General features: G+C 32.5%; 1 protein-coding gene. It reads right to left on the bottom strand.

Features of this window, described 5'->3' with window-relative positions; all coding sequences use genetic code 11:
• Window positions 1-425: cytochrome c biogenesis protein CcsA (ccsA, locus tag DLK05_RS19235; protein WP_209319969.1), on the bottom strand; the 425-nt coding region annotated here is incomplete at both ends.

Genomic DNA, 425 nt, shown 5'->3' on the forward strand with positions numbered 1-425 from the left:
AAACCCTAGACTAATAACACGATAACCCCAATGATCCAATTGTTGAATTAATTGATACTTGTAATAATTCCTATCAGAAAGAAAAGAAGTCGTTCGTAAAACATTGCTTCTTTTATTTATGTATTGGATCTCATCAAAGGAAAATAACTCATTTAATAAATGATTGCTTTTACCGAAAATCCTTATGTCTTTTCGAAATGTAATGACTAAAAGAGCTACTGATAATAATGATCCACATAAAAGAGCTGCATAGCCCAATACCATCATACTTACATGCATCATTAACCATTGGGATTGTAGAGCAGGTACTAATATTGCGGATTGATGCATTTCGGTTAAAAGACCCGAAATAGCAAAGCCTTGGGTCAAAATAGCACTTGGCGCGGTTATTGCGCTTAAATTATTTTTAAGTTTTTTAAAATATG

This window comes from Ancylomarina longa, assembly GCF_003996985.1.
Taxonomy (GTDB): Bacteria; Bacteroidota; Bacteroidia; order Bacteroidales; family Marinifilaceae; genus Ancylomarina_A; species Ancylomarina_A longa.